At 71.0% G+C, this 25,625-nt stretch carries 26 protein-coding genes and 4 pseudogenes; 13 read left to right on the top strand and 17 right to left on the bottom strand.

The annotated features are described in order from the left end of the window. Positions 1 to 22: 22 nt before the first annotated feature. On the bottom strand, positions 23 to 1,156 hold the full coding sequence (gene cds1 / locus ACZ60Q_RS24020) for an L-cysteine desulfhydrase Cds1 (protein WP_469638158.1): 1,134 nt from the start codon (positions 1,154 to 1,156) through the stop codon (positions 23 to 25). Positions 1,157 to 1,387: 231 nt separating this feature from the next. Between cds1 and ACZ60Q_RS24015 the strand changes: the two genes are divergently transcribed. Then, positions 1,388 to 1,705, top strand: coding sequence for a hypothetical protein (locus ACZ60Q_RS24015; protein ID WP_469638155.1), 318 nt, complete (start codon positions 1,388 to 1,390; stop codon positions 1,703 to 1,705). Between the two features lie 257 nt (positions 1,706 to 1,962). Next, entirely contained in the window at positions 1,963 to 2,481 is a 519-nt protein-coding gene (locus ACZ60Q_RS24010) for an ATP-binding protein (protein WP_469638152.1), read from the top strand. Positions 2,482 to 2,591: 110 nt separating this feature from the next. Here the strand turns inward: ACZ60Q_RS24010 and ACZ60Q_RS24005 are convergent, their stop codons facing one another. Continuing rightward, positions 2,592 to 3,806 carry an ROK family protein gene (locus tag ACZ60Q_RS24005; protein WP_469638151.1) on the bottom strand — a complete coding sequence of 405 codons (1,215 nt, stop codon included), beginning with the start codon at positions 3,804 to 3,806 and terminating at the stop codon, positions 2,592 to 2,594. A gap of 239 nt (positions 3,807 to 4,045) precedes the next feature. On the opposite strand from ACZ60Q_RS24005, the gene ACZ60Q_RS24000 reads away from it, so the two are divergent. The 4 genes from ACZ60Q_RS24000 to ACZ60Q_RS23985 all read left to right on the top strand — a co-directional run bounded on the left by ACZ60Q_RS24000 (position 4,046) and on the right by ACZ60Q_RS23985 (position 6,324). Then, entirely contained in the window at positions 4,046 to 5,176 is a 1,131-nt protein-coding gene (locus tag ACZ60Q_RS24000; RefSeq protein WP_469638148.1) for an MFS transporter, read from the top strand. Between the two features lie 95 nt (positions 5,177 to 5,271). Next, entirely contained in the window at positions 5,272 to 5,637 is a 366-nt protein-coding gene (locus ACZ60Q_RS23995; RefSeq protein WP_469638145.1) for an SCO4225 family membrane protein, read from the top strand. Positions 5,638 to 5,666: 29 nt separating this feature from the next. Beyond that, the gene (locus ACZ60Q_RS23990; RefSeq protein ID WP_469638142.1) at positions 5,667 to 5,843 is read left to right on the top strand and encodes a hypothetical protein; all 177 of its coding nucleotides are present in this window, start codon (positions 5,667 to 5,669) and stop codon (positions 5,841 to 5,843) included. Between the two features lie 181 nt (positions 5,844 to 6,024). Then, positions 6,025 to 6,324, top strand: a complete 300-nt coding sequence (locus ACZ60Q_RS23985) for a DUF6332 family protein (protein ID WP_469638139.1) — start codon at positions 6,025 to 6,027, stop codon at positions 6,322 to 6,324. Here ACZ60Q_RS23985 and ACZ60Q_RS23980 read toward each other — a convergent pair. Beyond that, positions 6,285 to 6,752, bottom strand: a pseudogene (locus tag ACZ60Q_RS23980) (LuxR C-terminal-related transcriptional regulator); the annotation flags it as partial. The gene ACZ60Q_RS23985 and the pseudogene ACZ60Q_RS23980 sit on opposite strands and share 40 nt — an antisense overlap. Here ACZ60Q_RS23980 and ACZ60Q_RS23975 point away from each other — a divergent pair. Continuing rightward, entirely contained in the window at positions 6,706 to 6,915 is a 210-nt protein-coding gene (locus ACZ60Q_RS23975; RefSeq protein ID WP_469638342.1) for a hypothetical protein, read from the top strand. The pseudogene ACZ60Q_RS23980 and the gene ACZ60Q_RS23975 sit on opposite strands and share 47 nt — an antisense overlap. A 25-nt stretch (positions 6,916 to 6,940) precedes the next feature. Here ACZ60Q_RS23975 and ACZ60Q_RS23970 read toward each other — a convergent pair whose 3' ends face one another. Next, positions 6,941 to 8,155: a geranylgeranyl reductase family protein gene (locus tag ACZ60Q_RS23970; RefSeq protein WP_469638136.1), complete on the bottom strand. Its 1,215-nt coding sequence runs from the start codon at positions 8,153 to 8,155 to the stop codon at positions 6,941 to 6,943. 195 nt (positions 8,156 to 8,350) lie between these two features. Between ACZ60Q_RS23970 and ACZ60Q_RS23965 the strand changes: the two genes are divergently transcribed. Beyond that, on the top strand, positions 8,351 to 9,715 hold the full coding sequence (locus ACZ60Q_RS23965) for a M20/M25/M40 family metallo-hydrolase (protein WP_469638133.1): 1,365 nt from the start codon (positions 8,351 to 8,353) through the stop codon (positions 9,713 to 9,715). A 110-nt stretch (positions 9,716 to 9,825) separates the two neighbouring features. Then, positions 9,826 to 10,512 carry an MBL fold metallo-hydrolase gene (locus ACZ60Q_RS23960; RefSeq protein ID WP_469638130.1) on the top strand — a complete coding sequence of 229 codons (687 nt, stop codon included), beginning with the start codon at positions 9,826 to 9,828 and terminating at the stop codon, positions 10,510 to 10,512. A gap of 44 nt (positions 10,513 to 10,556) precedes the next feature. Here the strand turns inward: ACZ60Q_RS23960 and ACZ60Q_RS23955 are convergent, their stop codons facing one another. From ACZ60Q_RS23955 to ACZ60Q_RS23925, 7 genes and pseudogenes are all read right to left on the bottom strand, one after another. Then, complete coding sequence (locus ACZ60Q_RS23955) at positions 10,557 to 11,594, bottom strand: NUDIX hydrolase (RefSeq protein WP_469638331.1); 1,038 nt, start codon at positions 11,592 to 11,594, stop codon at positions 10,557 to 10,559. Continuing rightward, positions 11,594 to 11,851 (bottom strand): hypothetical protein, encoded by a 258-nt coding sequence (locus tag ACZ60Q_RS23950; protein WP_469638339.1) that lies wholly within the window; start codon positions 11,849 to 11,851, stop codon positions 11,594 to 11,596. Before ACZ60Q_RS23950 ends, ACZ60Q_RS23955 begins: the two co-directional genes overlap by 1 nt. 38 nt (positions 11,852 to 11,889) lie before the next feature. Next, a pseudogene (locus ACZ60Q_RS23945) lies at positions 11,890 to 12,221 on the bottom strand (helix-turn-helix domain-containing protein); the annotation flags it as partial. A 298-nt stretch (positions 12,222 to 12,519) separates the two neighbouring features. Further along, on the bottom strand, positions 12,520 to 12,681 hold the full coding sequence (locus tag ACZ60Q_RS23940; protein ID WP_469638127.1) for a hypothetical protein: 162 nt from the start codon (positions 12,679 to 12,681) through the stop codon (positions 12,520 to 12,522). 238 nt (positions 12,682 to 12,919) lie between these two features. Next, entirely contained in the window at positions 12,920 to 13,531 is a 612-nt protein-coding gene (locus ACZ60Q_RS23935; RefSeq protein ID WP_469638124.1) for a hypothetical protein, read from the bottom strand. A gap of 503 nt (positions 13,532 to 14,034) precedes the next feature. Beyond that, positions 14,035 to 14,328, bottom strand: a pseudogene (locus ACZ60Q_RS23930) (transposase); the annotation flags it as partial. Positions 14,329 to 14,678: 350 nt separating this feature from the next. Continuing rightward, positions 14,679 to 16,178: an eCIS core domain-containing protein gene (locus tag ACZ60Q_RS23925; protein ID WP_469638121.1), complete on the bottom strand. Its 1,500-nt coding sequence runs from the start codon at positions 16,176 to 16,178 to the stop codon at positions 14,679 to 14,681. 399 nt (positions 16,179 to 16,577) lie between these two features. On the opposite strand from ACZ60Q_RS23925, the pseudogene ACZ60Q_RS23920 reads away from it, so the two are divergent. Next, positions 16,578 to 16,785 (top strand): annotated as a pseudogene (locus ACZ60Q_RS23920) (NF041680 family putative transposase); the annotation flags it as partial. Positions 16,786 to 16,849: 64 nt separating this feature from the next. Next, complete coding sequence (locus tag ACZ60Q_RS23915; protein WP_469638118.1) at positions 16,850 to 17,236, top strand: transposase; 387 nt, start codon at positions 16,850 to 16,852, stop codon at positions 17,234 to 17,236. A gap of 400 nt (positions 17,237 to 17,636) precedes the next feature. Here the strand turns inward: ACZ60Q_RS23915 and ACZ60Q_RS23910 are convergent, their stop codons facing one another. Beyond that, positions 17,637 to 18,566: an ROK family protein gene (locus tag ACZ60Q_RS23910; RefSeq protein WP_469638116.1), complete on the bottom strand. Its 930-nt coding sequence runs from the start codon at positions 18,564 to 18,566 to the stop codon at positions 17,637 to 17,639. Positions 18,567 to 18,773: 207 nt separating this feature from the next. Here ACZ60Q_RS23910 and ACZ60Q_RS23905 point away from each other — a divergent pair, with 207 nt between their 5' ends. Then, complete coding sequence (locus ACZ60Q_RS23905) at positions 18,774 to 19,802, top strand: LacI family DNA-binding transcriptional regulator (RefSeq protein WP_469638113.1); 1,029 nt, start codon at positions 18,774 to 18,776, stop codon at positions 19,800 to 19,802. A gap of 103 nt (positions 19,803 to 19,905) precedes the next feature. On the opposite strand, the gene ACZ60Q_RS23900 is transcribed toward ACZ60Q_RS23905, so the two are convergent. After that, entirely contained in the window at positions 19,906 to 20,733 is an 828-nt protein-coding gene (locus ACZ60Q_RS23900) for an alpha/beta fold hydrolase (protein WP_469638111.1), read from the bottom strand. 102 nt (positions 20,734 to 20,835) lie between these two features. Between ACZ60Q_RS23900 and ACZ60Q_RS23895 the strand changes: the two genes are divergently transcribed. After that, positions 20,836 to 21,384, top strand: a complete 549-nt coding sequence (locus ACZ60Q_RS23895; protein WP_469638108.1) for a CGNR zinc finger domain-containing protein — start codon at positions 20,836 to 20,838, stop codon at positions 21,382 to 21,384. Positions 21,385 to 21,526: 142 nt separating this feature from the next. Here ACZ60Q_RS23895 and ACZ60Q_RS23890 read toward each other — a convergent pair whose 3' ends face one another. The 4 genes from ACZ60Q_RS23890 to ACZ60Q_RS23875 form a co-directional block, all read right to left on the bottom strand. Continuing rightward, positions 21,527 to 22,825, bottom strand: a complete 1,299-nt coding sequence (locus ACZ60Q_RS23890; protein ID WP_469638105.1) for a DUF6986 family protein — start codon at positions 22,823 to 22,825, stop codon at positions 21,527 to 21,529. 163 nt (positions 22,826 to 22,988) lie between these two features. Next, on the bottom strand, positions 22,989 to 23,951 hold the full coding sequence (locus tag ACZ60Q_RS23885) for an electron transfer flavoprotein subunit alpha/FixB family protein (RefSeq protein WP_469638102.1): 963 nt from the start codon (positions 23,949 to 23,951) through the stop codon (positions 22,989 to 22,991). A gap of 85 nt (positions 23,952 to 24,036) precedes the next feature. Further along, positions 24,037 to 24,822, bottom strand: a complete 786-nt coding sequence (locus tag ACZ60Q_RS23880) for an electron transfer flavoprotein subunit beta/FixA family protein (RefSeq protein ID WP_469638100.1) — start codon at positions 24,820 to 24,822, stop codon at positions 24,037 to 24,039. A gap of 197 nt (positions 24,823 to 25,019) precedes the next feature. After that, the gene (locus ACZ60Q_RS23875) at positions 25,020 to 25,529 is read right to left on the bottom strand and encodes a flavin reductase family protein (RefSeq protein WP_469638098.1); all 510 of its coding nucleotides are present in this window, start codon (positions 25,527 to 25,529) and stop codon (positions 25,020 to 25,022) included. Between the last annotated feature and the right edge of the window lie 96 nt (positions 25,530 to 25,625).

The following is a 25,625-nucleotide window of genomic DNA, read 5'->3' as shown; positions in this document are numbered from 1 at the left end:
GGCGACACGCCGGGGCCCTGCCTCAGCAGGGCCAGGCTCCGGTGGTGAGGAAGTCATCGATGGCGACGGTGTACGGGGCGATGTCCAGGCCTTGTTCCTCCAGCCACGAGTCGGAGTAGTACTTGTCCAGGTAACGGTCGCCCGGGTCGCACAGCAGTGTGACGACGCTGCCCTGCTCGCCCCGCTCCACCATCTCGGCGATCAGCTTGAACGCGCTCCACAGTCCGGTGCCCGTGGACCCGCCCGCCTTGCGGCCGATGGAGCGTTCCAGGGCGCGGACAGCGGCGACGCTGGCGGCGTCGGGCACCTTCATCATGCGGTCGATGGCGCCGGGCACGAAGCTGGGCTCCATGCGCGGGCGGCCGATGCCCTCGATGCGCGAGCCGCGGTCACTGGTGGCCTGCGGGTCGTTGTGGGTCCAGCCGTCGAAGAAACAGGAGTTCTCCGGGTCGGGCACGCAGATACGGGTGTCGTGCTGGAGGTAGTGCACATAGCGGGCGATGGTCGCCGAGGTGCCGCCGGTCCCGGCGGTGGCGACGATCCAGGTGGGCTCCGGGTAACGCTCCAGGCGCAGCTGCTGGTAGATGGACTCCGCGATGTTGTTGTTGCCGCGCCAGTCGGTGGCGCGCTCCGCATAGGTGAACTGGTCCATGTAGTGCCCGCCGGTCTCGGCGGCGAGGTCGGCGGACTGTTCGTACATGGTGCGCGAGTCGTCCACGAAGTGGCACCGCCCGCCGTGGAATTCGATGAGACGGCACTTCTCCGGGCTGGTGGTGCGCGGCATCACGGCGATGAACGGGACGCCGATCAGTTTGGCGAAGTACGCCTCCGACACGGCGGTCGAGCCGCTGGACGCATCGATGACCGGCTTGCCGGGCCGGATCCAGCCGTTGCAGAGCCCGTACAGGAAGAGCGAGCGGGCGAGGCGGTGCTTGAGGCTGCCGGTGGGGTGCGTCGACTCGTCCTTGAGGTAGAGGTCGATCCCCCACGCCTCGGGCAGCGGGAAGCGCAGCAGGTGGGTGTCGGCGGAACGGTTCGCGTCGGCCTGGACCTTGCGGACGGCCTCCTTCAGCCAGGCCCGGTACTCCGGATCGCTGCGGTCGACGTCCACGGTCGCCCTGGCCCCGCGCCCGGCTGCGTGCTCACTGGTGTCCATGGGCCTGCTCCTATGGGTCGTCGATCCGATGGTCGCGCCTCCACGATAGGCACCCCACCTGCACAAACGGTCACTTTGATGGTCCATAGCACTGCCTTTGACCACCGGCCGCGGAGGCGGCGGCGGGCGGCGCGGGCGGGCGCCCGTCGTGCTTCCGGGCCCTCTGGCGATCCGGCCCCCGGCGGGGCACACTGCACAGCAGACAGTGGTGTCGAAGGGGGGCGAATCCGCATGGTGGACGTCGAGTTCAGTGCGTCGGGGGTCAGGATCGAGCGGTTCACCAGATCGCTGACCAGGGCTGGTCAGGTGGTGGTGAAGGACGGACGGCTGTCGCTGCTCACGAGCAACGGGCGGGAGATCGACAGCGCCCCGGTGGGCACGGTCAGCGCACGCAAGTGGTGGTTCATCGCGGCGGATTCCGTCATCGCCCGGGTGAACGGGGTGCGCTACCGGTTGACGATGGGGCAGCGTAGCCACAGACGCGACGGGGCGGCCCCGTTGCGGCGTTTCCTGGAGACGCTGCGCAGTGCGCGCGGCCGCCGGCACTGACCGGCCGGTACGGGCCCGGCGGGCCGATTCCCGGGCCACCGGGCCCCGCCGCGAGTTGCGGAGCCGTATCCCCTGGGCCACGCTGGATCCATGTCACTGAAGGTGCACCCTCGGTGACAGGGCGATTCGCTCCATGGACCGGATCGCGCGACACGAGCAGACACGACAAGAGCACAGCGGATTCGGCAGTCAGTCGTCCGCCGGGCTCCGTTCGTCTCTCTTCTCTTCTTCCGGACCTATTTCGGGGAGTCGCAGCCGTGATCAGCGAGCCAAGCAGGCACTGCACGGTGGAGCTCCAGGCCCTGCCGTCGCGGATCGGTCAGGTCCGCAGAATCATTTCGGCGCAACTGCGCTACTGGCATCTCGATCCTCTGATCGACCAGGCGGCCCTGGGCGTCACCGAGCTTCTCACCAACGTTCACCGGCACGCACAGCCGGACAAGTCGTGCACCGTCGACATCGAGCTGCTGCTCGACCGTCTGACGGTCTCCGTCCACGACCACGACCCGCGCCTGCCCACGGTGAACGAGGCGGACTCGTTCGCCACGTCCGGCCGGGGCCTGGCCCTGATCGCGGCCGTCAGCGAGAGCTGGGGCGTGCGGCCGATCGGCTCGGCCGGAAAGGCCGTCTGGTTCACCCTGCCGGCGGCCACCGGCGCCTCGACCCTGCCACCGCTCGCGGTCTACGGGTCGATGACCGACGGGCCGTTCGGGGCCGTGACCATCACCCCCGAGGACCTCGTGGCCGTGCCCGCCCGGTCGGCCGTCGTCGGCTGACGGGCCGGGCGGGGCCGGGCCGGGGCAATGGTGTGCGGCGGCGAGGCTTCGTACCGCCCCGCCGCACCCACACCGTGCCGGCCCCGGGGTCACGCCTTGCCGGCCGGGAGTCAGGACAGCGCCACGAGCGGGTCGTCGAGGACCGGCTGCCAGGCCAGTTCGGCGGCGCCCACCAGGCTGTTGTGGGCCAGGGTGCACGGCAGGATCGGCACACTGCCGCTGCGCCCCCACAGGCTCCGGTCGGCGACGACGGCGCGCAGCCGCTCCGGGTCGGCCTCCAGCAAGTCGCGGTGGAGCCCACCGAGGATGATCCGGTCCGGGTTGAGGATGTTGACCAGGCCGGCGAGCCCCAGGCCCAGGCGGTCGATCAGCGCCTCGGCGGCGTGACGTACGGCGGGGTCGTCGTACTCCGCGCGGAGCAGGTTCCCGGCCTGCTTGAGGAGGGACTCCTCGGGACCCGGTTCACGGCGGGCGGTGGTGAGGAAGGCCAGCGGGTCGGTCTCCACGTCGAGGCAGCCGCGCCCGCCGCAGTGGCAGGGCCGTCCCTCGGGGTTCACGGTGAGATGCCCCACCTCCAGCGCGAGACCCGAACTCCCGCTGTGCAGGCGGCCGTCCAGGACGAGGGCCCCGCCGACGCCCCGGTGGCCGGTGGCCACGCACAGGAGGTGCTGGGCGCCGCGGCCCGCGCCGTGCCGGTGCTCGGCCAGCGCGGTGAGGTTGACGTCGTTGCCGGTGAACGCGGGTCCGGTGATGCCCGCTTCGCGTACGCAGGCGGCGAAGATGTCCCGGACCGGGGAGCCCGCGGGCCAGGCGATGTGGAGCGGATTGAGGGCGGTGCCCTCCGGTTCGGCGACCGCGGAGGGCACCGCGAGCCCGGCCCCGACGCAGCGCAGCCCGCCCTCGCGCAGCAGCCCCGCCCCCGCTTCCACGACCTCGCCGAGCACCTGCGCGGGATCGGCCATCACCGCGACGCACCCCGGCGATGTGGCGACGATCCGGCCGCCGAGCCCGACGAGCGCGGCCCGGAAGCCGTCGGCGTGCACCTGGGCGGCGAGGACGACGGGGCCGGTCTCCAGGACGGACAGCCGGTGCGAGGGGCGGCCCTGGGATCCGGCCGCCGGCCCGGGGCTGGAGTCGACCCGGATCAGCCCGAGTGCCTCCAGTTCCGCGGCGACCGCCCCGGCGGTGGCGCGGGTGACGCCGAGTTCGGAGGTGAGCACGGCCCGGGTGGGGGCGCGTCCGGTGTGGACCAGTTCCAGTGCGGGCCCGAGCGCACTGCGGCCCCTCTCCAACTTCGTCCGGGTGGTGGTCGCCTTGCCGTTCATGGGGGCGAGTCTCCCATGATCCGGAGGCGTCCCGGACGCCCAGGGCCTGCCCGGGGATCCCGTTCCGGCCACGGCCGAGCCCCCGGAACGCACGGGGTGCAGCGGTGTTGCGCCCGTCGCCGGAGCGCCCCTATGCTGAGTTTGTGCCGCAACTAAACAAACTGCGGACGGCCCTACCCGGGGGACCTGGCGGAGACACCGCCCCACCCTCGTCGGCCCGCCTCCGTACCGCGCTGACCGTGTTCTTCGCCCTCGACGGGTTCCTCTTCGCCGGCTGGGTGGTCCGTATCCCGGCCATCAAGCAGCAGACCGGAGCCTCCGCCTCCACCCTCGGCCTCGCCCTGCTCGGCGTCTCCGCCGGGGCGGTCGTCACCATGATGCTCACCGGCCGGCTGTGCCGCCGTTACGGCAGCCACGCCGTCACCGTCGTCTGCGGCGTCCTGCTCCCCTTGAGCATCGCCCTGCCCGCCCAGACCCACTCGGCGCTCTCCCTCGGCCTCGTGCTGCTGGTGTTCGGAGCGGCCTACGGCGGAATGAACGTGGCGATGAACAGCGCCGCCGTCGATCTGGTCGCCGAACTGCGCCGGCCCGTGATGCCGAGCTTCCACGCGGCGTTCAGCCTCGGCGGCATGGTCGGCGCCGGGCTCGGCGGGCTGGTCGCGGGGGGTCTCTCCGCGTCCACGCACCTCTTCCTGCTGGCCGGGGCCGGCCTGCTCGTCACCGCCTTCGCCGGTCCCGCTCTGCTGCGCCACCGCCCGGCCCCCGCCGCTCCGGAGGATGTCGGCCGACGGGCGCCGAAGCAGCGACTGTCACCCCGGGCACGCCGTGTCGTCGTGCTCTTCGGCGTGATCGCCCTGTGTACGGCCTACGGGGAAGGGGCCCTCGCCGACTGGGGCGCACTGCACCTCGAACAGGACCTGGGCGCGCACCCCGGGCTCGCCGCCGCCGGATACGCGCTGTTCGCCCTGACGATGACGGCGGGCCGGCTGAGCGGGACCTTGCTGCTGGAACGGCTCGGCCAGACCCGCACCCTCGTCCTCGGCGGCGCGACGGCCTCGGCCGGCATGCTGCTGGGCTCGCTGGCGCCGACCACCTGGCTGGCGCTGGCAGGGTTCGCGGTCACCGGCCTGGGACTCGCCAACATCTTCCCCGTCGCCGTGGGGCGCGCGGGCGAACTCGCGGGACCGAGCGGAGTCGCCGCGGCCTCGACGCTCGGCTACGGCGGGATGCTGCTCGGCCCGCCCGCGATCGGCTTCCTCGCCGACTGGTTCTCCCTGCCGCTGGCCCTGACGACGGTCGCCCTGCTGGCGGCCGCCGCGGCCGCCCTGGGCTTCGGGGCCCGCAACGCGACGACGGACGCACACACCTGATCACCCGCACACACGGTCGATTGAGTAGCCGTACTCAGGCAGGACCCGTTCCCCCGGCGCACGATGGAAGCCCCGACCGAGCAAGGGAGCACCTCATGAAGCGGCTGACCGACCACCCGCACCTGAACACCCTGGTCCGCCTGACCTTCCGCAACCCCGCTTCCGTGATCTATCTCGGGCTGGTGTTCGCGGCGACGCTGTTCGTCACCGTGGACACCCTGTTCGTCGCCCACGAGGACGCCTCGTTCTCCGGCGTCTGGCTGTTCCTCCTCGCGGCCCCGACCATCTTCCTGTTCTTCTTCGGCGGCTCCCTGGCGGGTGCCGAGGCCGGCGGGCCCGCGTGGTTCCTGGTACTCGGTCTGGTGGTCTCGGTCCTCGTCCAGTCGCTGGCCCTGGGCTGGTTCGTCCGTCTGGTGCGCCGGCCCGGCCCGGCCGGATCCGCGCACCCGCGGGGCGTCTGAAGACCGAGGGCCCTGGCACGATCACCGCCATGCAGATCGCCGAGCACATCGCGTCGTTCGCCCCTGGCGTCCGGTCCCGTCCTCGGCCGAACGAGACGACCGTGCACCGCGTGGACGCGGAGTCGGCGCGCTCGGCAGACCGCCAGGATCAGCCGCGGGCCGTACGGCCGGGGCCGACCCGGGTGACGACGCCGACCGCGAGCTGAGCACGGCCCGAGGGGCTCTGCCCCGCCCTCCGGAACCGGCTGCCACTCACCGCCCTCACCCTGCCCAGCGGCCGCTCGGTGGCCCGGCACCGGGACGGACAACTCCGCCGCCACCTGGTGAGCCGGCCGGCGGACACGGTCGCGCTTGCCCGGTGCACTCGCCTCCTGTGACACTGCGCACATGAAGCGGCGGACGCAGGCGGAGCGGGACGCGATGACGATCGAGATCGGCTACGCCCTGGTCAGCGCCGCCTTCCTGGCCGCCCTGACCTTCGGGGGCCTCTTCATGCCCGCACTGATCTTCTTCGACCTCGGCCCGGCCGTACGCCGAGCGGTCCTCTGGATCGCCGTCGCGGCCGCCGTGCTGGCCTTCGGCACGCGGGTCGTCCATGTGCTCCGGCGCTTTCCGCAGCGCGATGGCGCCGCGCTGTCCGGTCCGGGTCAGCCGAGCCAGCCGGGGCGCACCAGCCCCGATTCATAGGCGAGGACGACGAGTTGCGCCCGGTCGCGGGCCCCGGGCTTGACCATCGTGCGGCTGACGTGGGTCTTCGCGGTGAGCGGACTGACGACCAGTCTGCGTGCGATCTCCTCGTTCGACAGGCCGATGCCGACCAACGCCATCACCTCCCGCTCCCGTTCGGTGAGCCGGGTGAGCGAGGCCGCGGCCGTGGGCTCCTTGGAGCGGGCCGCGAACTCCGCGATCAGCCGCCGCGTCACACCCGGGGAGAGCAGCGCGTCCCCGCCGACCACCGCCCGCACCGCGCGCAGCGGTTCCTCCGGCTCGGTGTCCTTGACCAGGAAGCCCGAGGCTCCGTTGCGCAGCGCCTCGAAGACGTACTCGTCGAGTTCGAAGGTGGTGAGCATGACCACCTTCACCTCGTTCAGCTCCGGGTCGCCGGTGATCCGCCGCCTCCCGCTCGGCACGGGCGGCGGCCCGCTGCTCGCGGCGCACCCGCAGCAGTTCGGCTGCGGCCACGACAGCCACGACCCACGTGGTGATGAAGCCCTCCTGCGTCCAGTGTGCGGACGCCCCTCCGCCTCGCGACGCACCGCACCTGACGCCGGGCGCTGATCCAGCAGGGACTACGTGACAGCCCTTAGCGGTCCATCGCGGACAGCGCGCGCTGCGCCAGCGGGTGCGTACGGACCAGCTCGGCCAGCGACGTCGTTCCCCGGGTGATCCCGGCGAACGCCTTCCACGCCGGGCGGAAGCCGGTCAGCGCCGCGTGCAGCATCCCCGGGTGGCGCTCGAACAGCTTGAGCATACGGCGGCCGACGCCCATCTCCACGCCGAGACCGGCCTTGATGGCGAAGGCGTAGTTGAGGGCCTGCCGACGGGCGTCCACCGCGTCGTGGGACTCGGCGATCCTGACCGCCCACTCCCCCGCGAGCCGGCCCGAGCGCAGCGCGAAGGAGATGCCCTCGCGGGTCCACGGCTCCAGCAGTCCGGCCGCGTCCCCGCAGACCACGACCCGACCGCGGGAGAGCGGTGAGTCGTCACTGCGGCAACGGGTGAGATGACCCGAGGAGACGGCCGGCTCGAACCCGGCGAGGCCGAGGCGGGCGATGAAGTCCTCCAGATACCGCTTGGTGCCCGCGCCGTCGCCACGCGCCGAGATGACGCCCACGGTGAGGGTGTCCCCCTTGGGGAACACCCAGCCGTAGCTGCCCGGCATCGGGCCCCAGTCGATGAGCGCCCGGCCCGCCCAGTCCTCCGCGACGGTGGCCGGGACCGGGATCTCCGCCTCCAGACCGAGGTCGACCTGGTCGAGCTTCACCCCGACATGGGCTCCTATCCGGCCCGCGCTGCCGTCCGCGCCGACGACCGCCCGCGCGAGCACCGTCTCGCCGCCGGCCAGCACCACGGCGACCGTCCGCCGGTCGGGCACGGCGGGACCGTGCTGCTCGACCCGCACCACCGATGCCCCGGTACGCAGTTCGGCCCCGGCCTTCTGCGCCTCCTCGACCAGACCGGCGTCGAACTCCGGGCGGTTGATGAGCCCGAAGAGCATGCGCCGGGAGCGGCGGGTGCGCGACAGCTTGCCGTTGAGCGAGAAAGTGACCGCGTGGATACGGTCCTTCAGGGGCAGTTCGAACCCCGGCGGCAGCGAGTCCCGCGAGAAGCCGATGATTCCCCCGCCACAGGTCTTGTAGCGCGGCAGTTCCGCTTTCTCCAGCAGCAGGACTCTCCGGCCCGCCACGGCTGCCGCGTACGCCGCCGATGCGCCGGCCGGTCCGGCGCCGACCACGACGACATCCCACACGGACGACTCTTCCGGCTCACGTCCGGCGTCTGCGTTCTCGCTGCTCACGATGTGCTTCTGCTCCTGATCCGACCAGTGGCCCCAAGCTGTTCACGGCATCCTACGGCGCGTTCCGGCCTAGCCCTCCTGTGGGAGGATCGGCCATGATTTCGTCGTACATGCGTCGCCGCACCGACGGCGTCGCACACGGTCGCGTACACACCGCGCCCTACCCATAACGTCGCACCCACGAGGAGCGTGCCCATGACCGCCCGTCCGATTCCCGAGACCGTCGCTTCGCTGATGCCCCGCGCCCGGCAGGAACTGGCCGAGCTGGTGGCGTTCCAGTCGGTGGCGGACCCGGCGGTGTTCCCGAGGAGCGAGTGCGAGGGCGCGGCGAACTGGGTCGCCGACGCGCTGCGCGCCGAGGAGTTCACGGACGTCGCCCTGCTGGACACCCCCGACGGCACGCAGTCCGTCTACGGGTTCCTGCCCGGTCCGGCCGGGGCGCCGACCGTGCTGCTCTACGCGCACTACGACGTACAGCCCCCGCTGGAGGAGTCGGCGTGGATCTCCCCGCCGTTCGAGCTGACCGAGCGCGACGGCCGCTGGTTCGGACGGGGCGCGGCCGACTGCAAGGGCGGGTTCATCATGCACCTGCTCGCGCTGCGCGCCCTCAAGGCGAACGGCGGCGTCCCGGTCTCGGTGAAGGTGATCGCCGAGGGCTCCGAGGAGCAGGGCACCGGTGGTCTGGAGCGGTACGCGGAGGCGCACCCGGAGCTGCTGGCGGCCGACACGATCGTCATCGGAGATACCGGGAACTTCCGGGTCGGGCTGCCGACGGTCACAGCGACGCTGCGCGGGATGACGATGCTCCGGGTACGGCTGGACACCCTCGAAGGGAACCTGCACTCGGGGCAGTTCGGTGGTGCGGCCCCGGACGCGCTGGCCGCGATGATCCAGCTGCTGGCCTCGCTGCGCGCCGAGGACGGGACGACCACGGTCGACGGGCTGACGGGCGACGCCGACTGGGACGGGCTCCAGTACCCGGAGGCGGAGTTCCGGCAGGACGCCAAGGTACTGGACGGGGTGGAACTGATCGGCACGGGCACGGTCGCGGACCGGATCTGGGCCCGTCCCGCCGTCACCGTCATCGGCATCGACTGCCCGCCGGTCGTCGGCGCGACGCCGTCCGTGCAGGCGAGCGCGCGGGCGCAGATCAGTCTGCGGGTGCCGCCGGGCCAGGACGCCGCCGAGGCGACGAAGCTGCTCACCGCCCACCTGGAGTCCCGCGCCCCCTGGGGTGCGCGGGTCCGGGTGGAACAGGTGGGCCAGGGCCAGCCGTTCCGCGCGGACATGACCAGCCCGGCGTACACGGCGATGGCGGACGCGATGCGGGACGCCTACCCGGGCCAGGAGATGCAGTCCTCCGGGATGGGCGGCTCCATCCCGCTCTGCAACACGCTGGCGGGCCTCTACCCGGAGGCGGAGATCCTGCTGATCGGGCTGAGCGAGCCCGAGGCGCAGATCCACGCGGTGAACGAGAGCGTGTCGCCCGAGGAGCTGGAGCGGATGTCGGTCGCCGAGGCGCTGTTCCTGCGGAACTACGCGGAGTCGAAGAAGGTCTGACCTCCTGGGACCGCCGCGCGGCGAGGCCCGGGGCGCCGCTACGCGCTCGGCGAAGTCGCCCGAAGTGTAGATCCGTGCGGCGGACGTCCGCCGCCGCTTACGTTCGCCGCATGGATCTCGTCGAGGTACTCCCCCAGTTGCACATGTTCCGCTTCCGGATCGGTCAGGCCTACCTCTGGCGCGACGGGACGGATCTGACCCTGATCGACGCGGGTGACGTCGAGTCGGCCGCCGCGATCGAGGACGCGATCCGCACACTCGGCCTCGATCCGGCCGGGATCCGGCGCATCGTCATCACCCACGGCCACCGCGACCACTACGGGGCGGCGGAGGAGCTGGCGGACCGGCACGGCGCCGAGATCCTCGCCCACGCGCTGGACGCCCCGGCGGTACGGGGCGAGCGCCCCGTACCGGAGCCGGACATGCTGGACTGGGAACTGCCCCTGTGGGAGAACGGGCTGACGTGCCCCGACGCCCCGCCCACCCGGGTCGACCGCGAGGTGACCGGCGGCGAGGTGCTGCCGTTCGGGGACGGCGCGCGGGTGGTCCACGCCCCCGGTCACACAGCGGGCTCCATCGCCCTCCATCTGCCGCTCCACGGCGTGCTCTTCACCGGGGACACCGTCGCCTCCGTGGAGCGGGTGATGCTCGGCGTGCTCAACGTGGACCGCGCCGAGGCGGCGGCCACGTTCCGGCGACTGGCCGCGCTCGCGCCCCGTACCGTCTGCTTCGGTCACGGCGACCCGCTCACCGAGAACGCCGCCGCGGTGATGGAGGCGGCGGCGAACGGCGCTTGAGCGTCGCCCGCGTGGACGTCCGCCGTGCAGCCCGGACGCGCCGCTCAGTCCACCGGCACCCCCGCCTCCAGGTTCAGCACGGTCGACCGCTCGCGCGCCCGCAGGGCCCAGCGCAGCCGCTCGTACCGGGTGGGCGGCAGCAGCCCCGCGGCCTCCTCCTCGGTGACGAAGCGCCAGCCGCGCAGCTCGGAGCCGGGCAGCAGCAGCCGGCCGGCGTCCTCGGAGCGCAACAGGCCGCCGTCGAAGAGGAAACGCAGTCCGCCGTAGCCGGGCGGGCAGGGGGATTCCCAGTCGACGAGCAGCAGCGTGGGAACCCGGCCGAGGCGGAGTCCTATCTCCTCCGCGACCTCACGGATCCCGGCCTGCGCGGGAGCCTCGCCCGCTTCCACCACCCCGCCGGGAAACTCCCACCCCGGTTTGTACGTGGGGTCGACGAGCAGCACCCGGTCCTGCTCGTCGAAGAGCAGCACCCCGGCGGCCACCGTCTCGGCGGTCGGCTCCGGGCTCTGGACGATCGGGCACGGGGCGGCGTTACCGGTGCGCACGGCGTCCGCGATCCGCTCGGCGGTCTCACGGGGTGTGAGGGCGCTGTTGTCGACCACATGCGCGTCCTCGGTGATCCAGCCGAGGGCGTCGCGGTACGGGCCGATGTGCTCGTATGCCCACCGGCGCACCCGCTCGCTCTGCTCGTCGTCTCCGGGAAACTCCTCGCGGCCCGCGATCCGGCTTCGCAGGATCGTTTCCTCAGGTGAGAGCGCCACATGCAGGACGGGAATGCGCCGGGAGGCTAGGCCTCCGAAGATCTCGTCGCGGTACTCCTGCCGCAGCAGGGTCATCGGCACCACCAGCACCCCGGGCACCTCGGCGAGCAGCGCCGCCGCCGTGTCCACCACGAGCCGCCGCCAGATCGGCAGGTCCTGGAAGTCGGTGACCTCGGCAAGCCTCTTCTGCGGCAGCAGACTGCGCAGCCCCGCGCCGGTGACCTCCGGGTCGTACAGCGTGCTGTTCGGGATCAGATCGATCAGTTCGCCCGCGGCGCTGGTCTTGCCCGCACTGAACGCACCGTTGATCCAGACGACAATCACTGGTACTCCGGGGTGGGAAGGCCGCTGGACAGCGGCGGAGTGGATTTCGCGGGATTGTCTGGGAGACGGATGGGAAACGGCGGTGTCCACAGCCCGGCTCCCACCACCTCCATCTCCCACACCTCCTGGAGATACCCAACTATCCGCTCCTCCATCGCGATCGTCACCTCGCTGTACGTTCCCTCCACACCGGGCAGCTCGTGACCCATGCGGTCCTCCACCGCCACGCACGGGATGTCGCCGGGCTCGCCCAAGCGCGACTCTGTCGAGGATCTTGGAGTCTCCCAGTGGGCCGGCCGATCACCGTCTTCACACGGTTCAGGGTCCAGCGCTGGTCTTCCCAGCCGTGCGCGGCCGGCCCCTTGGCCAGCTCCGCCTCCAGCTGGGCGAACTGTTTCTGACTCAGCCTCGGCAGCGACGCCGGCCCGGTGACCGCGGAGCCCGCGGACCGCCCTCGTTCCACAGCTGCCGCCATCGCTGGACCGAGCGGACGCTGACCCGTAGGTCCCTGGCGATCACCGAGCTCGCCTCGCCCTGGGCGAACGGCTCGGCCGCCCTGAACCGTAACTCCTCGCGAAAATGCTGCCGTTCGGCGGTCGGACCGCCCCCTTGTGGATACCGCATGCCCCGGTGATACCGCACAGAGCACGGGCCGGCCGCCGCGCGGCGGCGTGGGTTCGCTCGCTGCCCGCCACGCCGGTTCCTGTCCCGGTCGGTGGCTGGCTCGCCGGGGAGCTGCCCGCCGCGACCGAGAGGGCGACGGGCGGTCTGGATCCGGAGGACCGCGACCGCATGGCGCCGGACGGCGGGATGGTCGACGGCGGCCTGCCCCACCGCTTCCACTTGGACCAGCACCCCGCAATCATCCACGGAAGCGGAAGCACTGAGTTACCAAACACTCCTGCCAGGACAGAACGCTCTTTCAGGTGCTCGGCCGGTCGCGGCAGAGCTCCGCTCGACGTTCCTCGACGAAGTCGATCGCTTCGTGGATGGTGCAGCCTGAGGCGTCCCGGTACGCCTTGATCGTATGGATGATCCGGCCGTTCAGGATCTCGAGATCCATGCTCTCCAGCACGTTCTTCATGGGCTGACCGTACCGATGGACGTTCGACCTCGCCGGTCAATATCACCTGGCAATCGGTCAAGATCACCTGTCGGAGGACACGGGAGCTCGGTGCTCGAGCTCCCACCTCACAGCCTCACAGCCTCACAGCGGACACCGAGTTCGCATGGCTTCGGGTTGTCCTCCGACACTGAACCTGGACCGCTGCATGGTCGGTGGCAGCGGAACTTGCCGCGATGAGCTTCGCCGGGCTCGGCGCCTACTCGGGAACGCCCTGGAAGCCAGCCAGAAAGGTGCCGAGGATTTCCTGCGCCCTGGTGTACGCCGGGCCGCTCGGCTGCGCGCCGGGCGCCGGGGTCGGGTCCGACAGCCTGCTCTCGGCGACCTGCAGCACCTCGACGAGGAAGCGGCCGTTTGTGCCGTAGACCAACGCCTGGCCGTACTCCACGGACGTGTCGGTCGGTGTGAGCGGCGGGCTCGACATAGCGGGCGGCTCGCCGACGGGGGCGAACCTTCCGTCCGGCCCGATGGTCCAGTCGGGCCCGGGTGATGATGACGCCGCCTTGTGCCGGGCGTCGCTGAGGACAGCCACCCCCGGGCCGTCCTTGCCTGTGGTGATCTGCGCGGCGGTAGTGACTGGTGCCGTGGAAAGGGAGACGGTGGATGTCGGGGCGCTGGCGGTGCGCGTGCCGCAGTCACGTGCCGCGGTAAGCACCTTGAAGAGCAGTTCGGATGTGTCGGTCTGCCGGGGCAGATGGTAAACGCTGACGCTGAATCCGGGGTTGAGGCGCTCCGACCGCAGCTCGTACAGGGCCGGTATGGGCACCGCCTTGCGCTTTTTCGCCCCTTTGTCGGTGATGCGCGTGTCCATGGACAGCTCCACCAGACGGCAGGGGGAGATCCGCAGGAGCCGATCCGGTTTGGGGCGGTGGACGACGCCCTCGCGCAGCCCGGAGGCCCCCTGGCTCAGCCGGGAGTCCATGATCTGCTGCACCGAGGAGGGTGCGAATTCGTCACCGGAGGCACCCGGGGGAGCAGGGCTCGCCGGTCCGCCCGACGAGGTGCACCCGCTTACCAGCAAGCCACCCAGGACCGTCACCATCGACAGTTGCCGTCCGATTCGCATGGTCCAACAGTACGGCAGCATCCCCGCCGACGCCGGAAAACCCTTCTGCCAGACAGGAGTTGAGCGTAGGTGGTTCCGCACGCAATCCGAACATGTGACACGGCGGCACACTCCGTCGCCACCGACGGGCGCGCGACGGTTCGGGTGCGCTCGGAGGTGGGTGCCGCTGCGGTGTTCTGGTGCGGCGATCCGACGGGAGTGCGGACCCTGCCGACCAGCTCGACCGGCAGCTCCCGCAGGACCCAGGCCAGACGCCCGCCCTCGAAGCGCGGCAGCGGAAGCCCGGCCAGCACCGTCCGCAGCCGGCCGACGTCGATCCGGCCGTGGTTCGAGCCGCCGTACATCGCTCCGTGTCCACGTCGGCGCTCGGGCAGCAGCGCCAGGCCCACCAGGGACTTCACCGCACCGTCCGCACACAGCGCCGCGTCCGCCAACTCGAACAACTCATCGCGCCGGGCGGTCAGACACTCGTAGAACTCGCCCCGGAAGCGTGACGCTTCCGCGAACGCTTCCGTCCGGACAGTTCGGGGCAGCTGACTCACCTCACGGCCTTCGTCTCGGTCATGTGCACCTTGGTCGGAGCGCATGATCAGACGAAGGCCGCCCCCAACGTCCGGCGAACCCCCAGGTGAGCGACCCAGTTCGAGGCGCAGTTCGAGGCCGGAAGAGAAAGACCAAGCTGATTCAGCTCGCCGAGGCGCCCGGCCGCGAACGCGCCTCGACCGGAACCAGAGCGGGTGGGCACGCCAGATTGAGTGGGTAACACAGCTCTCGCAGGTACGGCATCTTGGGCAACTCCCGTCCTGCGCCGAGATCCTCCGCCCTCCATCAACTTCCCCCAGCAGCTTGACAGCCAGCTCACGGCCCCATTTTTGTCGGCATTGACAATGAATCAGCCCTGCCGGGGGGGCACACCGTTTCGTGCGTGGCCTTTTTCGAGCGCTTTGGCGCAATCGGTGTGGCTGGTGTAAACGTGACTGTCCACGAGGCTGCCGTCCGGCGCGATCTCCCTGATTCCGTAGTTCGGGTCTCCCTGCGGGCCGACGGTGTAGAGAGCATGCCAGACGACCGTTATCTGAGTCTGCTTATTCAGCGCCCTGGCTGTGTTGATCGCCTCGATGTGCGGGAGCTCCTGTGATTGCAGCACGCTTTGCGAGTCATCCGTCCTCATGTAGACATGGACCGCAGAGGTATTCTTTCTCAGCTGATCCACGAACATCTTGGAGATATTATTCCAGAACGGTCCTTTGTTGGCCCATACTTCATGGAGAACCAGCTGATGGACAATCCTTCCTATCTTTGTGTCCTCGAGCGGCGTGCAGTTCTGCGTGCGCGCGTAGAGGCTTGCGCCGATTCCGCCCGACCAGAGGGCGAGGTTCGCTGCTTCAATCTTGAGGTGCGGTTCCATATACTTGGCGAAGTCGATATACCACGAGTTCTCATTCCGTACCGCTCTCTTCTCCGATAGCGTTCCATCGATTTTTTCAGCCTGGCCGTTGAGCGCCGGTTGTGCGCTGAGGCCGCCGAGAAGTATCTGCCAGGAATCATTGATGACATCTTTCTTGAAACCCGCTTTGCTCATGAGGCTCCAGTAGGTGGGGTACTCCTCATGGGCCTGGACATTCGCCGTCATGGTTCGGGGGTCGCTGGTCGTTTTCACCTCGGGGTAGACCGGCTTGCCCTCGGTGCGGTGAGTGCGTTGTACGGACGGCCTCGCAATGGGGGCATGGCCAACGGACGGCTGAGCGGCACGGGAACCTACCGACGGGTCATAAGCACTGGTCATCGCCTGCCTGGCGTTCGCTTCCGCGGCGCGTTCGTAGCGGTCCGTCGGGTCGCTGACTTTTAGTCCGGTGCCGTTGTCGATGCCCGCGACAGGGCCTTGGCGTTGTTGGATGACGTGGGTGAGTTCGTGGGCGAGGGTGTGTTTGCCGCTTCCGTCCTGGCCGATGACGACGTTGTTGCCGGAGGTGTAGGCGCGGGCGCCGATCTCGGCGGCGGAGCGTTGAGCGGCGGTGCCGGTGTGCAGGCGGACGCCGGAGAAGTCCGCGCCCAGCCGCGCCTCCATCTCCTGACGGACCGGTGCGTCCAGGGGCTTGCCCGAGCCGGTGAGGACGTCGTTGACGGCGGAGCGCTGTACCGGGGCCGACCTGGGTTGCTCATGGCCGCAGCCGGCACTGTGCTGGCGGCGCTGCGGGGCCTGCGCGGGGAGGTGTCCGGCCTGGCGGAGCATCTGGACGACTGCGGCGTTGCCGGGGCCGCGCTGCAGGGCGAGAGGCGCCGTGGGGGAGAGCGGGCCCGCCGTGGCGGGCCCGGCGGTTGTGGTGGTCGGTCGTCCCAGCCGGTCGGGCTCTTTGCGGTCGGGGGCCTTGCCGGGATCGTGGCTACGCATACGGAGGGGGACCTCTCTGGGAGCGGAAGGCAGGTCTGGGCCCCTGGATTATCACGGCTGCGACAGTGCGCTGAAGGAGCGATTCACGCGGGGCCGGTGACCCTTCGCGCGAACGTCAGCGCCTCCCTCGTCAGCACCGCGATTGCGCCTCTCACCCAGAAGCCGACCACGCAACCGGGCCGGAAGCGGACCAGCAGGCCCACCACGACGACCACCGGTGGCCGACACCCGGCAGCTCTTCGTCCATCAGCGCCCCGTCCGGAAGCACGAATCCGTCCTCGTCCCTCTCCGCAGTCGTCGGCGGTACCTCCACAGCGCCCGCTCCACCGACCTCCGCCTCCGCCTCCGCCCCTGAGGGTTCCTTGACGGACACCGGCTCGGGCTCCACCACCGGCCTGCTGCTCGCCGGCCCGGGTCCGCCGAGGGTTCAGGAAACGTCCGAGCCCACCTGCTCTGCCCGGCCCATGTTCCCCAACCCCGCGGCGCCGGCCCCGGACGGCTACCCGGGGCCAAGAACAAACACCGGGCACCCCACTACGACGTCGGCGAAACCGCCAAACGCCCCAAGACCCTCAAAGTCATCGGCAAGCCCGGAAGATCTTGGTAGATAGAAAACAAGCTAAGAGGATGTCTCACGTGGTTGCTCCGCTGACGCGGCATGATGCCGGATCGTGGGTGCTGATCTGTCGCGTCGGCTGGTGCCGGACGAACGGTGGGAGCTGACCGCTCTGTCGTTGCCGAGGTTCGCGTCCCGCCCGCAGGGAGGTGGTACGGCTCCGGTGGACGAGCGGGCGGTGTTCACGGCTGTGGTGTACGTGCTGACGAGCGGGTGTGCGTGGCGGTATCCGCCGGAGTCGTTCGGTGTCTCGCCGGCCACCGCGCACCATCGGTTCAGCGTGTGGGCCGAGGCGGGGTTGTGGCGCAGGCCGCATCGGGCGGTGCTGGACGAACTTGGCGCCAGGGGTGAGCTGGACCGGCCGTCGGCGATCGTCGATGCCGCGTCGGTGCGGGCGAAAAGGGGGCTCGCCGACCGGGCCGAATCCGGCCGATCGCGGTAAGAAGGCAACCACCTCCTCGCCTTACTCGGCCTCGCCGCAGCCCTCACCTGCTACCAGAATCTCGTCAACCGAACCACGTGAGACGTCCTTTGAGTAGGGCCAGATTTCGGAGCGGATCTCAGCAGGTAGGCCGCCGAGCAGGCTCTTTGTCGACCCGACCGTTGATCCAGACGATCACGGTTCCCCCTCTTCCGTAGCCCCCTGCGGCTTGCCCGCAACACCCTGCCGCGGAAACCCCGCGGCGGGGTCGGCGTTGACCGGATAGGGACATCGAGCGCGCGGAGCAAGGCCCAGGTGGCGTCCGGCCTGACGAACCGGGCGCTCCCTGGCAGCTGTTGACGACAGGCTCCAGCGTGGCGTGCCGGCCGCCGCCACGGCGCCCGGCACGCCGCGGCACGGCCTAGCGCAGCGCGATGGCCGCGGCCGCGGCCCCGACCAGACCCGCGTCGGTGCCCATCACGGCGGGCGCCACGGTCAGCCGGCGAAGGTAGGAGAGCGTGGCGTAGTCGCGCAGGCTGCGGCGCAGCGGCACGAAGAGCACGTCACCGGCCCCGGCCACTCCCCCGCCGACCACCGCGATGTCGAGGTCCGCCAGAGTGGCGGTGGCGGCGATGCCGGCCGCCAGTGCCTGGGCGGCACGCTCGTAGGAGGCGATGGCGACCGGGTCTCCGGCGCGGGCGGCGACGGCCACCGCGGCGGCCGTCGCGTCGCCGTCCGGGCCGGGCCGCCAGCCGTTCTCCACGGCGCGGCGGGCGATGTTGGGACCGCTGGCGAGACCTTCGACGCAGCCGCGCGCACCGCAGGGGCACGGGGCGCCGTCCAGGTCGACGCTGATGTGGCCGATGTGCCCGGCGTTGCCCGAGGGGCCGGTCCGCAGGGTGCCGCCGAGGACGAGGCCCCCACCGACGCCCGTCGACACGACGAGGCACAGCGCGTTGTCGTAACCCCGGGCCGCACCGAGCCAGTGCTCGGCGGCCGTCATCGCGACCCCGTCGCCGACCAGCGCGACCGACAGTCCACCCGCCTTCTTGTGCACCCGCTCCACCAGCGGGAAGTCCCGCCAGCCGGGGACGTTGACCGGACTGACGGTGCCGACGGCGGCATCGACCGGACCGGCGCTGCCGATGCCGACGGAACCGACGCGACCCCACAGCCGCGAGGCCATCAGCTCACCCAGCACCTCATCCACGGCGTCCATGACCGCCTCGGCGCCCTCCCGGGCGGGCGTCGGCCGCTGCGCCCGTACGGACAGGGATCCGTCGCCGTCCACCAGCGCGCCGGCGATCTTGGTGCCGCCGATGTCGAGCGCGGCGACGAGGTCGGTATGCATCGGTGTGGGCTCTCCGGATCAGTGAAGGGGCGGGACCTGCGGGTTCCGTCCATAGTTTGCACAGTCTCCATACTGTTGACAACGTTGTCCAGGGCCTATGCTCGACGCCACAGCCTCCGATCACCCCCGCAGTGCCTCACCCGGCCCTGTTCGGCGTCGGCCGGAGCACCGCAGCCCCGCCCGTAATCCGACGACAGGACAGCGCACGTGGACCGGACCGCCCGTCATTCCGAGACCCGCTACGGCAACCGGCCGACCATGAAGGACGTGGCGGCCCGCGCCGGAGTCGGCCTGAAGACGGTCTCCCGGGTGGTGAACAGCGAGCCCGGCGTCACACCGGACACGGAGCGCCGCGTGCAGGAGGCGATCGAAGCGCTCGGCTTCCGCCGCAACGACAGCGCCCGTGTGCTGCGCAAGGGCCGTACGTCATCCATCGGACTGGTCCTGGAGGATCTGGCGGACCCGTTCTACGGTCCGCTGAGCCGTGCGGTGGAGGAGGTCGCCCGCGCGCACGGCGCGCTGCTGATCAACGGTTCCAGCGCCGAGGACCCGGAGCGGGAGCAGGAGTTGGTGCTGGCGCTGTGCGCCCGCCGCGTGGACGGTCTGATCGTGATCCCGGCGGGCGACGACCACCGCTATCTGGAGCCGGAGATCAAGGCGGGCATCGCCACGGTCTTCGTGGACCGCCCGGCAGGCCACGTGGACGTCGACATGGTGCTCTCGGACAGCTTCGGCGGGGCCAGGGAGGGTGTGGCGCACCTCATCGCGCACGGCCACCGCAGGATCGGGTTCATCGGCGACCAGCCGCGCATCCACACGGCCACCGAGCGACTGCGCGGCTATCACGTCGCCATGCGGGACGCGGGCATCACCATCGAGGACGGCTGGGTCTCCCTCGGCTCCACCGAGCCGGAGCGGGTGCGGGCGGCCGCCGAGGAGATGCTCGCGGAGCCCGAGCCGGTCACCGCCCTGTTCGCGGGCAACAACCGGGTGACGGTGACGGCGGTCCGGGTGATCGCGGAACGGGAGCGGCCGGTGGCGCTGGTCGGGTTCGACGACATCGAGTTGGCCGACCTGCTCGGCATCACCGTGATCTCGCAGGACGCGGCGGCGGTCGGCAGGACCGCCGCCGAGCACCTCTTCCGCCGCCTGGACGGGGCGGACCACGCCACGGCGCGGGTGGAGCTGCCGACGACCCTGATCCCCCGCGGTTCGGGCGAACTGCCCCCCGCCTGAGGCCTGTCGGGCGCGGCCCGTACGCGGGTGCCGGGCCACGTCACGAGGGTGTGTGGACCGTACGCCGGGCAACTCCCCCTCGGGGGCGCCCCGTCGGGTGCGGTCAGGCCCCGGCCTGCCGGAAGTCCCGGGTGAGCAGGGCCAGCAGTTGCGCGGGGGCGTCCTCCTGCACCGTGTGGCCCGCGCCCTCGATCCAGTGCAGTTCGGAGTGCGGGATCAGCGCGTGCAACTGATCGGCGAAGGGCGCCGGCAGGAACCGGTCCTCACGCCCCCAGATGATCCGGGTCGGTACCGGGACGTCCCCCAGCAGGTGCTGGAACTCGTCGGTCGCGGCCTGTTCGGCGTGCCGGTACTGGCGGTAGTACGCGGCCCGGCCGCGCTCGCCGCGCCACGGATCGACATGGGCGGACAGGACGTCCGGCCGGTAGCCGGTGTGCGTCGCGTGGCGCAGATGACTCTCGACCAGCGCCTCGTGGGCGTAGCCGGGGAGTTGCTCGAAGAGGTGCGCGTTCTCCCTGATGAGCCGGAAGAGCCCGGTGCCCCACTCCCCGCAGGCCACCGCGTCCACCAGGGTGAGGTCCGCGTACTGTGCCCCGTCCAGGAGCAGGGTCCGCAGGGCCACGGCCCCGCCGATGTCGTGGGCGATCACGCGCGGGCGCTCCAGCCCCCAGTGCTCCAGGAGCCGGGTGAAGACCTTCGCCTGCGCCGCCGGGCCGACGTCCTGCCCGTCGCGCTGCTCCGACTGTCCGAACCCGAGCAGGTCCCAGAGGTAGACACGGCGGTCGCGGGCGAGCGCCGGGGCGATGTCGCGCCAGATGAGCGAGGAGAACGGGGTGCCGTGCAGCAGGACCACCGGCTCCCCCTCCCCCAGCGCGTCCCAGCGAACTTCCCCGTCCGGAGTCTCGAACGTTCTGGTCAGCTTCCCGTTCATGTCATGCCTCCTGAATGTGCGGTTGGGAGGGGCGGAATCCCGCCGGACCATCGACGTTACCAGCTAAGGCCATTTGTCGGTAACCTTGATAGAGTGGCGATCATGCGACGGAACCCTGCGCCCGCGGAGCTCGAACTGGTCGAGGACTTCTGCAACACGGCCACCCATCTCCACGGCGAGGACGACCTCGCCCGGCCCGAGACGGCGGCCCGGTGGCTCGGCACGCGCGGTTTCCCCTCGCCGGCCGATCCCGGGGAGCTCGCGGCGCTCGCGGAGGCGCGGGAGATCGTGCGAGCCTTCCTGGTCGAGCGGGCCTCGCCGGAGGCGGTCGGCGCTCTCAACCGGCTCATCACCGAGGTCGCGGGCGCTCCGGCCGTGCGCCCGGACGGGACGCTCACCCTGCGGCCGGCCTCCGGCGGGGCGGTGGCGGAGGTGGTACGCCAGGTACTCGAAGCCCTCTTGGTCCACGGCCTGACCGGGCGTCACGCCACCCGCCTCAAGGCCTGCGCGGCCCCGGAGTGCCGCTGGGTCTTCTACGACCGGGCGCCGTCGTCGAACGGCCTCTGGTGCGATATGGACGTGTGCGGCGCACGGCACAAGATGCGCGCCTACCGCGCCCGTGGCGGGGCGGCCGCACGCCGGGACACCTGAGCACCGGCCGGGGCCCGGCCCCCCTCGAAGGCATGCGCCGCCGGAGCGGCAAACCGCGGCGGGTCGTCTACGGCGGCCGGGCACACCACAGCGCCCCGGCGGGACCGACCGTCCCGCCGGGGCGCGGAATCCGCCGACGCCCCTACGGAGCCGTGACCGTCGGATCGCCCCGGCGCGGAGAGGCGAAGGCCTCCAGGTCCGCGCGGTTCAGGCCGGTCAGCCGGGCCACCTCGGAGGTGTCCAGTGCGCCGCAGTCGATGCCGCGCAGCAGGTAGCCACCGAGGGCCTTGGCGGTGGCGGGCTCGTCCATGACATCGCCGCCCGCCTTGGCCACATAGGCGGCGAGCCGGGCGGCGGCCGGTTCCAGGCCCTCCCGGTAGAAGGCGTAGACGGCCGCGTAGCGCGTCGGCAGGTGGCCGGGGTGCATGTCCCAGCCCTGGTAGTACGCACGGGCGAGAGCGCGGCGGGTGAGGCCGTAGTGGAGTCGCCACGCCTCGTGCACCTGGGCGGTCCGCCCCACGGGCAGGACATTGGTCGAGCCGTCGGAGACACGTACGCCGGTGCCCGCGGCGGCGACCTGCATGACGGCCTTGGCGTGGTCCGCGGCCGGGTGGTCGCCGGCCTGGTAGGCGGCGCTTACCCCGACGCAGGCGCTGTAGTCGAAGGTGCCGTAGTGCAGTCCGGTGGCCCGGCCCCGCGCGGCGTCGATCATGCGGGCCACGGCGGCGGTTCCGTCGGCGGCGAGGATCGACTGGCTGGTCTCGATCTGGATCTCGAAGCCGATGCGTCCGGCGTCGAGGCCGTGCGCCTTCTCGAAGGCTTCGAGAAGGCGCACGAAGGCGGTGACCTGCTCGGGGTACGTGACCTTCGGGAGCGTCAGCACGAGCCCTTCGGGCAGGCCACCGGCCGCCATCAGCCCGCTCAGGAAGACGTCCGTGGTGCGGATGGACCGGTCACGGACGCCTGCCTCCATGCACTTCATCCGGATGCCCATGTACGGGGCCGCGGTGCCGTTCGCGTACGCCTTCGAGACCAGCCGGGCGGCGCGGGCCGCGGCCTCGTCCTCCTCGCCGTCCGGGCGGGGGCCGTAGCCGTCCTCGAAGTCGATGCGCAGGTCCTCGACGGGCTCGCGCTCCAGCTTGGCCCGTACGCGCTCGTAGACCGGCCCCGCGAGTTCCTCGGGGATGCCGAGGACGGCGGCGAACGAAGAGGCGTCGGGGGCGTGTTCGTCGAGGGCGGCCAGCGCCTGGTCGCCCCAGGAGCGCAGGGTGCCGGGCTCGAAGAGGTCACCGGGTACATAGACGGTGTGCACGGGCTGGCGGGTGCCGGGATCACCTGGATAGCGGCGGGCGAGTTCCGCGTCGACCGCCGTGAGGGAGGCGCTGATCTCCTCGCTGACCGCACCGGCGAGGCTCGTCTCCACCTTCTCCTGCTGACCCATGACCGCACCCTCCACGCTCTCACCGTTTCCGCTTCCCGGAATCAACAATCCGTATAGTGAAGTTATAAGGCCGCTCGACCTGCGTCAATGGTCGCCCGGAACGGCTCCGGGCCGCGCGGTGGTGTTCACCGTGCGGCCCGGGGGCGGGTCTGTTCGCGGGGGGTCAGGCCTTGCGGGTGTTGATCTCCTCGGTGAGCTGGGGCACGACGGCGAAGAGGTCGCCGACGACGCCGTAGTCGACGAGTTCGAAGATCGGGGCCTCGGCGTCCTTGTTGATCGCGACGATCGTCTTCGAGGTCTGCATCCCCGCCCGGTGCTGGATCGCCCCGGAGATACCCGAAGCGATGTACAGCTGCGGGGAGACCGACTTGCCGGTCTGCCCGACCTGGGAGGTGTGCGGATACCAGCCCGCGTCGACCGCGGCACGCGAGGCACCCACCGCGGCACCCAGACTGTCCGCGAGCGCCTCGATCAGCGGGAAGTTCTCCGCACCGTTGACCCCACGCCCACCGGAGACCACGATCGCGGCCTCGGTCAGCTCCGGACGGCCCGTCGACTCACGCGCCGTCCGCGAGGTCACCCGCGTGCCCCTCGCCGCATCGCTGAACGACACCGCGAGGACCTCGACCGCACCCGGGGCCGCGGCCGGCTCGACCGGCGCCGAGTTCGGCTTCACCGTGATCACCGGAACACCCCTGGAAACCCGGGACCTCGTCGTGAACGAAGCGGCGAACGCGGCCTGCGTCGCCACCACACCCCGCTCACCCGCCTCCACATCAGTGGCATCCGTGATGACCCCGGAGCCGACCCGCAGCGCCAGACGGGCCGCGACCTCCTTGCCCTCCGCCGAGGACACCACCAGCACCGCCACCGGCGACACCGCCTCGAACGCCGCCCGCAGCGCGTCGACCTTCGGCACCACAAGATACTCACCGAACTCCGGGGCCTCCGAGGCCAGCACCCTCACCGCACCATGCTCACCCAGCACCGACGCGGTCGCCTCCGCACCCGCACCCAACGCCACCGCGACCGGGTCACCGATCCGACGCGCCAGCGTCAGCAGCTCCAGCGTCGGCTTACGGACCGCACCGTCCACATGATCGACCAGAACAAGAACTTCAGCCATGACAACGCACTCCAGAAAGAGAAGAGAGAAGGGGAAGGAACGGGAGGAAGGGGAGGAAGGCGGGAGGGAGGCCGGGCGTGCGGGCCTAGATGAACTTCTGGCCCACGAGGAACTCGGCGAGCCGCTTGCCGCCCTCACCCTCGTCCTTCACGATCGTGCCCGCCGTCCGCGCCGGACGCTCCGTGGCCGAATCGACCGCCGTCCACGCACCCGCCAGACCCACCTCGTCCGCCTCCAGCCCCAGATCATCCAGATCCAGCGACCGAACCGGCTTCTTCTTCGCCGCCATGATCCCCTTGAAGGAGGGGTAACGGGCCTCACCCGACTGATCGGTCACCGACACCACCGCCGGCAGCGACGCCTCCAGCAACTCCGAGGCCGTGTCACCGTCACGACGCCCCGTCACCACACCACCGGCCACCGCGACCTCGGACAGCAGCGTCACCTGGGGAACACCGAGACGCTCGGCCAGCAACGCCGGCAGCACACCCATCACACCGTCCGTGGAAGCCATCCCACAGATCACCAGGTCATACCCGGTCTTCTCCACAGCCTTCGCCAGCACCAGCGACGTCCCCATCACATCACTGCCGTGCAGACCGTCGTCCTCGACGTGAACCGCCCTGTCCGCACCCATCGACAACGCCTTGCGCAACGCGTCCCTGGCATCCTCCGGACCCACCGTCACCACGGTGATCTCCGCATCGTCCGCCCCGTCAGCGATCCGCAACGCCTGCTCGACCGCGTACTCGTCCAGCTCCGACAGCAGACCGTCGACATCCTCACGATCCAACGTCAGGTCATCGGCGAAACGCCGGTCACCGGTCGCGTCGGGCACGTACTTCACACAGACAACGATCCTCAAGCTCACGCCGGCTCTCCTACTGCATCGTCTATTTCCGGGCTGCCTTGTTGCACGCAGCATAGGCGCCTTGCCGGGCCGAACCCGGTCAGGACGGCCGAGGCCCCGAGCCCGATATTACTCACCAGTACACCCAGCCTCTTACCCCCGGGCAAGCGCTGCGCACTGTGACCTTGCCAACGCGGCGGGCCTGTGCGTGCGCGCCCTCAGTCTCGCAGAGACGTGAACCGTCCCTGGTGGTAGACCAGCGGGCGGCCCGCCCCTGAGGGCGCGCCCGCCACGGCCTCGGCGATGACGATGCGGTGATCCCCGGCCGGGACGCGGGTCACGACGCGGCAGACGAGCCAGGCGGACACGTCGGCGAGCAGCGGAACCCCCTCGAGGCCGCTGCTCCACTCGGTCGACGGGCCGAACCGGTCGGCTCCGCTGCGGGCGAAGGTCGCGGCCAGTTCCCGCTGGTGCTCGCCGAGTATGTGAACGCCGATGTGATCGGCCTCGGAAACCACGGGCCAACTGGAGGAAGACGTACCGATACCGAAGGAGATCAGCGGGGGTTCGGCGGCGACGGAGGTCAGCGAGGTGGCGGTGAAGCCGACCGGGTGCTCCCCCGCGGCGGTGATCACGGCCACACCCGCGGCATGGCGGCGGAAGACCGAGCGGAAAAGTTCGGGGGTGGCGACCGTCAGGGCAGGGGCGAGATCGGGCGTTGCCGTCATGGACGTGTCCTTCTGCGGAAGTGGCGTACGGGTCCGTGGGTGCTCAGACACCCGGACAGCGCGCACTCGCATTGCGTGCGAGGTCCACATGGACCC

The sequence above is a fragment of the Streptomyces sp. NPDC104313 genome, from assembly GCF_055583985.1.
Note: the sequence above shows the minus strand (reverse complement) of the source record. Positions and strands in the feature narration are given on the sequence as shown.

Coding starts and splice junctions, on each gene's coding strand:
- ACZ60Q_RS23875 (WP_469638098.1), bottom strand. CDS start 25,529: ATGACGGCAACGCCCGATCTCGCCCCTGCCCTGACGGTCGCCACCCCC.
- ACZ60Q_RS24015 (WP_469638155.1), top strand. CDS start 1,388: ATGGTGGACGTCGAGTTCAGTGCGTCGGGGGTCAGGATCGAGCGGTTC.
- ACZ60Q_RS23895 (WP_469638108.1), top strand. CDS start 20,836: ATGCGACGGAACCCTGCGCCCGCGGAGCTCGAACTGGTCGAGGACTTC.
- ACZ60Q_RS23900 (WP_469638111.1), bottom strand. CDS start 20,733: ATGAACGGGAAGCTGACCAGAACGTTCGAGACTCCGGACGGGGAAGTT.
- ACZ60Q_RS23990 (WP_469638142.1), top strand. CDS start 5,667: ATGCAGATCGCCGAGCACATCGCGTCGTTCGCCCCTGGCGTCCGGTCC.
- ACZ60Q_RS23885 (WP_469638102.1), bottom strand. CDS start 23,951: ATGGCTGAAGTTCTTGTTCTGGTCGATCATGTGGACGGTGCGGTCCGT.
- ACZ60Q_RS23890 (WP_469638105.1), bottom strand. CDS start 22,825: ATGGGTCAGCAGGAGAAGGTGGAGACGAGCCTCGCCGGTGCGGTCAGC.
- ACZ60Q_RS23975 (WP_469638342.1), top strand. CDS start 6,706: ATGACCACCTTCACCTCGTTCAGCTCCGGGTCGCCGGTGATCCGCCGC.
- cds1 (WP_469638158.1), bottom strand. CDS start 1,156: ATGGACACCAGTGAGCACGCAGCCGGGCGCGGGGCCAGGGCGACCGTG.
- ACZ60Q_RS24005 (WP_469638151.1), bottom strand. CDS start 3,806: ATGAACGGCAAGGCGACCACCACCCGGACGAAGTTGGAGAGGGGCCGC.
- ACZ60Q_RS23935 (WP_469638124.1), bottom strand. CDS start 13,531: ATGGACACGCGCATCACCGACAAAGGGGCGAAAAAGCGCAAGGCGGTG.
- ACZ60Q_RS23985 (WP_469638139.1), top strand. CDS start 6,025: ATGAAGCGGCGGACGCAGGCGGAGCGGGACGCGATGACGATCGAGATC.
- ACZ60Q_RS23960 (WP_469638130.1), top strand. CDS start 9,826: ATGGATCTCGTCGAGGTACTCCCCCAGTTGCACATGTTCCGCTTCCGG.
- ACZ60Q_RS23925 (WP_469638121.1), bottom strand. CDS start 16,178: ATGCGTAGCCACGATCCCGGCAAGGCCCCCGACCGCAAAGAGCCCGAC.
- ACZ60Q_RS23995 (WP_469638145.1), top strand. CDS start 5,272: ATGAAGCGGCTGACCGACCACCCGCACCTGAACACCCTGGTCCGCCTG.
- ACZ60Q_RS23965 (WP_469638133.1), top strand. CDS start 8,351: ATGACCGCCCGTCCGATTCCCGAGACCGTCGCTTCGCTGATGCCCCGC.
- ACZ60Q_RS23940 (WP_469638127.1), bottom strand. CDS start 12,681: ATGAAGAACGTGCTGGAGAGCATGGATCTCGAGATCCTGAACGGCCGG.
- ACZ60Q_RS23910 (WP_469638116.1), bottom strand. CDS start 18,566: ATGCATACCGACCTCGTCGCCGCGCTCGACATCGGCGGCACCAAGATC.